Below are 4,847 nucleotides of genomic sequence, written 5' to 3' on the forward strand. Positions count from 1 at the left end.
GCAGCATAGCCAAAAGAAAATATAGCAGAACTGTAAAATATAAAAGAGGTTGTGCCAACGTTTTGACACAACCTCTTGTGGAATTACTATACATATCGGCGTGGGCTTCTGCGTTGCTCGTTCTGGCAGTGATGGGCAATGCGAAGGCCTCGATAAGCGGGATGAGTGACAGGTACAGATTCCCGCGCTTTTTCTTTATATATATTCATCAATTATTTTAATAAGAACCGTCCGGTTCGGGAATCTGCGGACATTTATAAAACAAAACAATTATGAAGAAGTTGTTTTTAGTATTAGTCACCCTATTCATGGTGGCAGGGGTGAATGTCGCTAACGCACAGACAAAAGATGAAATGAAAGCTTCCCAGGAGCGTATGGAAAAATTGGCAAAACTATGCCAGAAAGAGCCGAAGTCTACCGGAGTAGGTGACGTGGACACCTATGTCAAGAACGTCTATGATGCAGCTATCTTGTCAATGAGCACAACAGAACAATTACAGAATCTGTACTATCGCTCAATAGGTGAGACAAAAGACGGTGTGACAGATGTAAACATCAAAAAACCGACAGTAGAAGAACTGACCGCACTCAGTGTGACCATTGCTGCACAAGCTTTGACAATCAAGGATGCCGCCGGTGCCGCAGATAAAGCTTTATCTGCCTCCAAAGCACAGAAGAATCCGATGAAAGCAGCTAAAATTGCCACAGCTCTAGGGTTTACAAAGGATGCGTATCCTATCTTGGTAGAAGAATCCGCTGCTCAAACAAAGGCCATTGCTGCAATGATAGAAACCGCAAAAACAGCTAAGAACCTATAAACATGCGTTTGAGTTTATTATTCCTAATGTTTGTGTATAGCCTTTATGGCTATACACAAAATCAGGCGGACACACGTCCCGTAGTGGGAGTTGCCAAATTTACGTGCGAAACAGACAGCCGGTTTTCCGGACTAGTCACAGAAAAGGTAGTGGAGATGCTGACCAACACGAAACGTTTTCAGGTAGTAGATCGTACCAGTAACGATAAAGTAAAAGCGGAACTGGAACTACAAAAAAGTGAAGCTTTCATGGACAGCAAGAATCTGGTAGAACAAGATATCGCCATAGCAGCAGAGAAACTGATTACCGGTCATATCAATAAGATCCCTATTTATGCCATGAAGAATGCAGACGGTTCTGTCAAGGGGTATAAAGGAAGCGTTTCTTTCCAAATGAAAGTAGTCGATGTGGCCACAGGATTGAGCACAGAGGCTGTAAGCTTCGACGGTAAAGCGAGTGATCTGATGCTTTCACCGGAAAGTGCCGTCACGCAAGCCATGCAATCATTGCAGGGACAACTGGAAGAATATTTTCGGAAGAATTTCCCTGTTTCCGGCAAGATACTCAAAATTCTGCAAGAAGATAAGACCGGTGCCAAAGTCGTTCTGCTAAATATCGGTAAGAAACAAGGCGTGAAAGAAAGGGATAAATTCATTGTATCTATTGTGGAAATGCTTGAAGGGCAACCTTATCCGAAAGAACTCGGAGAGATAGAAGTACAGAAACTTTCAGGAGAATCTTTCGCCGAATGTAAAGTCCCCAAGAAAATGGGTGGAGAAATAAAAGCCCGTTTCGCGGGTAATGAGAAAATTATTTGTAACCTAATTATTGAATAGAATATGTTACGACACTGTTTATTAATTATATGCCTCCTGATTGCATATAATCTTTTCGGACAAAATAAAGTCAATTTTCTGTCCGACGGGCCAAACACATTATCACTCCGTGTAACTGCATACGGAAAAAAAGCAAAGGAAGCGATAGAGAACGCTGAACAGGCAGCAGTCAGAGCAATCCTGTTCAGAGGCATACCGGGCTCCAACCAGGTAGAGAATCCTTTAATTGGCGTAAATGAAGAAAAAATACAGAAAGAACACAAATCTTACTTCAAGGAACTTTTCGAAGAAAAGCGTTGCAGCAGTTTTATCTTATCTACTATACCCGTCTCCAAGTTCTCCAAAGACGCTACAAAAAAGAAATGTATTGTCACAGATATAAAAGTCAATCTTCAGGCTCTGCGCAGTGATTTGGAACAACATAAAGTGATTCGGAAATTCGGGTTTTAATTAAAAATACATGAATATGAGCAAATATATCCTGATGCTTTTACTGCTACTGCCTAACGTAGCAGGAGCTATCGCACAAAATGTAAATACTGTTCAGCCTAAAATTATGGTAATACCTTATACAAAGGAAGGTGAAGATTTACGTACCGTATTGGAGGATGACGTCAACAAAAGAATTACATTGGCAAAAATTAGAGAGGCATTTGATGACCGGGGGTTTACAACCATTGATTTTACCGCACGGTTAAAAGCAATCTCTCAAAATGAAGTCTTTACCGCCGACAATCAAACCGATCTGAAAAGCCAGTTGATAGAAATGTCCGGAGCAGATATTTACGTGGAAGCAGAAATGAATGTCCTTCTATCTTCATCAGGAAACTCTGTGAAGGTGATTGTTACGGCTTATGATGTATCAACGGGAGCATCTTTGGCGAACAAAGTAGGCGATAGCGGAAAATTCTATACGGACGATATTGGAAAACTGGCAAGCAAGTCTATAGGGTCATGTGCTGAGGAATTTCTGAATACTATTCAAACTAAATTCTCCGACATTGTAGAGAACGGACGTTCAGTAATCATTAATTTCGGATTCGACCAGAATTCCTCTTATTCCATGTCTTCAGAAATAGGCGGACAAGGTTTACAATTATCCGACGAGCTGGAAATGTGGATGGAAGAACATGCTTATAAGAATAATTATCACATACAGGGAACGACTGATAAACAAATGATATTCGATGACGTGCGTATTCCCTTGAAAGACCCTAAAAACGGCAATAACTACAACACCAATAAATTTGCTTTAGAAATCTTCAAATTCATGAGAAAACTAGGGCTACAGGTACAGCGTGATATAAAAGGAACAACAATCTATATAACAATTAAATAAGATGGAAAAACTTATCTTATCCTTTTTAATCGGCTTACTAGGCATTTCCTCCACTTATGCCCAGCACGATAATGACATCACAATCGGGATCGTCGTTCCTGAGCAACAAAAGGAAATGGACGCGAACGCTTTCCGTCTACTGGCTACCCGGCTAAATGCCGTAATGGGAGCGAACGGTGTATCGTCTGAGACAAACGGGACTTTCGTTATATATCCTGTAGTAAACATACTCGACCAGAAGTTGGTGGAAGGCGGACTACGTAATATAACAATGGTTGAAGTGGAACTTTCACTTTTTGTCAAACAAGTAGTTACTCATACACTTTTCGGTAGCTGTTCCAAAATTTTAAAAGGAAACGGTCGAAACTTATCAGATGCCATACGAAATGCTTTTTCTGGAATGAACACGAGAGATAATGTATATAGCCAGTTCCTGACACAAACGAAGGAAAAAATAGCTAACTATTATCTTGAGAATAAAGCTAATCTATTAAGCCAGGCACATCAATTGGCAGCAAACCAGCAATACGAGCAAGCATTGGCTTTACTGACGACCTTTCCTCAAAATCTGAAAGGAGCAAACGAGGTGCAGGCAGCAGCCATTGAGATTTATAAAAAATACCAGAATCAAGTCTGCGCCCAAATGATATTAAAGGCTGAAGCTGCTATATCTTTGCAGAATTACGAGGAAGCTGCTTTTATTTTAGCATCTATTGATACAGAATCGGTCTGTCATTCTGATGCCGCGAAATTAATAAAGAAAGTGGAAGATACCATCAAAGCAGACCAAAAAGCCGAACAAGAACTAGAAGAAAAACTATTAAACAAGAAAATAAGTCTGGAGAAAAGACGTATTGATGCCATCAAGGAAATAGCAACTGCTTATTTGAGCAACCAGCCCCAAATCACTTATACACAGATTATCAAATAATTCAATAGCCTTGACTGAATTTTCAATGTTCAGCCAAGGCTATTAACTTCTCTTTATTCATGCAGTCCATGACTGCCCTATCTTTACTCTTCTTCTTTCTTCGACATAATGAAATGAGTCTGATTGCCCCACCCTTCTCTCTTGATGACTCCTTCGGATACAAAAGACTTGAGGTCGGCAAGTGCGGTATTCTTCAGCCGTCCCGTCAGTTGTGTATAAGTAGACCGTGTAATAAAGCCATGTTGCCTGATATATTGCAGGACAATCTTCTTCAAGGTTTCCTTATCCCATTCCCGTGAAGCTCTGAAATCAATGCATTTCTTACGCTCCAAATCCCCGCGAATACCTTCCCGGAAGCTCTTGGAAGCACGGAAGTTCACACCATTGAAAGCAACCGAGCTGGAACGAATATCATTCTTGTCTGCCACCAGACGGGAAGCTTTCACCTTGGCGGAAAAGAAGCCGAACTCACCCAGTTCGACACGGTACCCTTCGCCCAAGTACTGCAAGACGTCATCTTTCAATTCCGTGAGGATGCCGTCTATCACTCCTTCCTTAAATCCGGTTCTCTTGGCAACCATGCGAATCAATCGTTCTGCCGTAATCGTTCCATTATAAACGACGTCGGCATACATCGTTTCTGTTTCCCCTTCTTTTGTAGTCAAGGCAGGTTTCTTCTTTAAGTTGTAATAAGCCATAATCTTATAGTTCTATTTAAGAGTTTTCAGTGCAGCGAATAAGAATTTTGAGTGCAGTAAACTATAATAGTTTATGCATTCGGGTAGTTGTCCCGTTGCAAGGTGACAATAGTCACCCTATAAGCAGACAAATGTCACCTTACAGGATGCAGGGCAGACGCATTATATTTATTACTATATTCTTATTTGCTATTTCTTTTCTATATTATTGGTTATTAATATATT

General features: G+C 40.7%; 6 protein-coding genes. 5 read left to right on the plus strand and 1 reads right to left on the minus strand.

Annotation, left to right across the window (positions count from 1 at the left end; all coding sequences use genetic code 11):
* Positions 1 to 272 precede the first annotated feature (272 nt).
* Genes AB5443_RS25130 through AB5443_RS25150 form a run of 5 tightly spaced genes read left to right on the plus strand, consistent with a single transcriptional unit; the run spans position 273 to position 3,924 of the window.
* Positions 273 to 818 (plus strand): hypothetical protein, encoded by a 546-nt coding sequence (locus tag AB5443_RS25130; protein WP_044656881.1) that lies wholly within the window; start codon positions 273 to 275, stop codon positions 816 to 818.
* A gap of 2 nt (positions 819 to 820) precedes the next feature.
* A complete protein-coding gene (locus AB5443_RS25135) occupies positions 821 to 1,654 on the plus strand; it encodes a CsgG/HfaB family protein (protein WP_277131743.1) in 834 nt (277 codons plus the stop codon).
* A 3-nt stretch (positions 1,655 to 1,657) separates the two neighbouring features.
* The gene (locus AB5443_RS25140) at positions 1,658 to 2,104 is read left to right on the plus strand and encodes a hypothetical protein (protein ID WP_073346938.1); all 447 of its coding nucleotides are present in this window, start codon (positions 1,658 to 1,660) and stop codon (positions 2,102 to 2,104) included.
* A gap of 16 nt (positions 2,105 to 2,120) precedes the next feature.
* Complete coding sequence (locus tag AB5443_RS25145) at positions 2,121 to 2,993, plus strand: DUF6175 family protein (protein ID WP_229127352.1); 873 nt, start codon at positions 2,121 to 2,123, stop codon at positions 2,991 to 2,993.
* 1 nt (position 2,994) lies between these two features.
* Entirely contained in the window at positions 2,995 to 3,924 is a 930-nt protein-coding gene (locus AB5443_RS25150) for a hypothetical protein (RefSeq protein ID WP_044653688.1), read from the plus strand.
* Between the two features lie 83 nt (positions 3,925 to 4,007).
* Here the strand turns inward: AB5443_RS25150 and AB5443_RS25155 are convergent, their stop codons facing one another.
* On the minus strand, positions 4,008 to 4,622 hold the full coding sequence (locus AB5443_RS25155) for an HU family DNA-binding protein (protein ID WP_044653689.1): 615 nt from the start codon (positions 4,620 to 4,622) through the stop codon (positions 4,008 to 4,010).
* Positions 4,623 to 4,847: the final 225 nt, after the last annotated feature.

The organism is Bacteroides sp. RTP21281st1_H5_RTP21281_210402 (genome assembly GCF_040918965.1).
Classification (GTDB): Bacteria; Bacteroidota; Bacteroidia; order Bacteroidales; family Bacteroidaceae; genus Bacteroides; species Bacteroides congonensis.

Excerpts from the sequence above, each read along its gene's own strand:
- AB5443_RS25130 (WP_044656881.1), top strand. The coding sequence starts at position 273 with ATGAAGAAGTTGTTTTTAGTATTAGTCACCCTATTCATGGTGGCAGGG.
- AB5443_RS25135 (WP_277131743.1), top strand. The coding sequence starts at position 821 with ATGCGTTTGAGTTTATTATTCCTAATGTTTGTGTATAGCCTTTATGGC.
- AB5443_RS25140 (WP_073346938.1), top strand. The coding sequence starts at position 1,658 with ATGTTACGACACTGTTTATTAATTATATGCCTCCTGATTGCATATAAT.
- AB5443_RS25145 (WP_229127352.1), top strand. The coding sequence starts at position 2,121 with ATGAGCAAATATATCCTGATGCTTTTACTGCTACTGCCTAACGTAGCA.
- AB5443_RS25150 (WP_044653688.1), top strand. The coding sequence starts at position 2,995 with ATGGAAAAACTTATCTTATCCTTTTTAATCGGCTTACTAGGCATTTCC.
- AB5443_RS25155 (WP_044653689.1), bottom strand. The coding sequence starts at position 4,622 with ATGGCTTATTACAACTTAAAGAAGAAACCTGCCTTGACTACAAAAGAA.